Source organism: Bacillus sp. JJ1127, from assembly GCF_036965845.1.
Lineage (GTDB): Bacteria > Bacillota > Bacilli > Bacillales > Bacillaceae_G > Bacillus_A.
The window spans coordinates 1,015-3,120 of record NZ_JBALQK010000297.1 but is presented as its reverse complement, the minus strand read 5'-3'; the positions used below and the strand labels follow the sequence as shown (position 1 = coordinate 3,120).

2 protein-coding genes are annotated in these 2,106 nt (G+C 35.8%); one reads left to right on the top strand and one right to left on the bottom strand.

The window, feature by feature from the left end:
• Nucleotides 1-147 precede the first annotated feature (147 nt).
• Nucleotides 148-1,101 (bottom strand): NAD(P)H-dependent flavin oxidoreductase, encoded by a 954-nt coding sequence (locus V7183_RS23000; RefSeq protein WP_335360959.1) that lies wholly within the window; start codon nucleotides 1,099-1,101, stop codon nucleotides 148-150.
• Between the two features lie 596 nt (nucleotides 1,102-1,697).
• Here V7183_RS23000 and V7183_RS22995 point away from each other — a divergent pair.
• On the top strand, nucleotides 1,698-2,106 hold a 409-nt coding region (locus V7183_RS22995; protein WP_335360958.1), incomplete at its 3' end, for an NTP transferase domain-containing protein.

Sequence of the window (2,106 nt, the reverse complement as noted above, 5' to 3'; positions counted from 1 at the left end):
ATGGACAACTATGAAAGGATGAAATTTTCGTTTTAGGGATACTTCAAAATCTTAGGTTGATGGGTATAAGGTGGAACCCCAACATAGAATCATTCAGTATCCATATCTTCTTCAGATGAATATAAGAGGATCGACATTAATTCTTGCTTAAATACAGGCTTTATATTCTGTCATGATATTGTTGATGATTGTTTTGACTGGTAGAATTTCCTTGATTTCATGCACTCTTGCGCCAGCAAAAACAAGACCATTCTCACAATCACCATTCATTGATGTTATCAAAGAATCTAGCGTACAAAAACGATAAGAACAATTTTTTAGGCAATTCATGCACTTCTTTATTTTTATCTTTTTATCATCAGCTATCAGTTCAGTGAAGTTATTCTTAATTGCACGACCTTGGAGACCTACAGTTGTTTTGAGCAGCATAGTATCTTTCGTTCGAGCATTTACATATTTTTCTTTAAATGATAAGGGTGCGTCACACTCATCACTTGCAACAAATCTCGTCCCCATCTGTACTCCAGAGGCCCCTATACTTAAGGCACGAGCAAGATCTTTTCCGGTCATAATTCCTCCAGCAGCAATTACGGGAATTTTAACCGCTGCAACTACTTCAGGTAATATATCGAATAAAGGTCTTTCGGTTCCGAGGTGTCCCCCGGCTTCATGACCTTCTACAACAACTGCAGCTGCACCCAGGCGTTCAGATAATTTAGCAAGCTTCGCTGAAGAAACAATTGAAATAACTGGTATGCCGGCCTTTTTGCCCCAAGTATACATATCTCTTGAAATCCCAGCACCTGATATGATGAAATCAACTTTTTCTTCAATGGCCGCTTTCATTTTTTCAGCAAAATCATTCATCGCGAAAAGAACGTTTACTCCAATATAGCCGGCATTCTGTACCTTTTCCTTCGCCACCCTTATATGTAGTCTCATTTCGTCGATGGAAATTCCAGTTCCTGATATAATTCCAATTCCTCCAGCATTTGCAACAGCAGATGCAAGTTTGCTTAATGAAATACCTACGCCCATACCTCCCTGCATAATTGGGACCTTTGGCATCATATGACCGATTTTTAACTGTGGAAAGTTCAATTAAATACCCCATTTCATTACTGTTTTTAGAATGGACCGTTAAAGCTCCCTTAGTGTAACATAGCGTTTCGAATGAACACCAGGAAATTAATACCTACTCCTAGTAGTTTGTGGTGTTTTTTGTTGTTTTTCACAAAATGTTCGAATAATATTCTATAAATCTTGAATTTTAAAAAGACACCCGCACGAGTTCCTTTCAACTGGTTATGGTGCGAAAATTTCAAAACAATGCAAGTAGGGGGAAAAGGAGCATCTGTGGGGGTCTGTATAGTGACCACTATCAGCATAACAAGGATATTTATTAGTTGATGAAGCTATTTGGCCATATGACCCAACAACAAACATTACGATACATTTGGATTGAGGTTGAAGAAGTTTTCGAAACTATGGAAGACTTTGTACTGTAAAAATTCGAGAGTGTTTTGGAGAGGCGATAGATAATTGATTTATAATATATGCCTATGAAGCAATAATAACGATTTAAATTTCACATTACTCTCTTATAACTGACTTTATGGTACATGCGTGTATACCAATTACATAATAACTACATAAACTATATTAGTTGAATATACTAAGGGATAGGAGAGTAGACTGTGAAAGTCATAATTTTATGTGGTGGAAAAGGACTCAGGATGCAAGGGGTTTTGGAAAATACACCCAAACCTTTAGTTCGTGTTCAGGGAAAACCTCTTATTTTGCATATAATGAACTGGTATAGGAAATATGGGCATTATGAATTTATTCTCCCATTAGGATATAAAGGTGATCAAATTAAAGAATATTTTATGAATTATAACTGGAGAGAACATGATTTTAGTTTAGATTTTAAAAATAATCAGTATCAATTACTTCAGGAACCAGAAGAGTGGAATATAAAGTTTATAGATACAGGAATTGAGACGTTGACCGGAGCAAGATTGAAAAAAATCGAAAAGTATATACAAGATGAAACATTTTTACTAACTTATAGTGACGGTTTAGCAAATATAGATATTAATGACC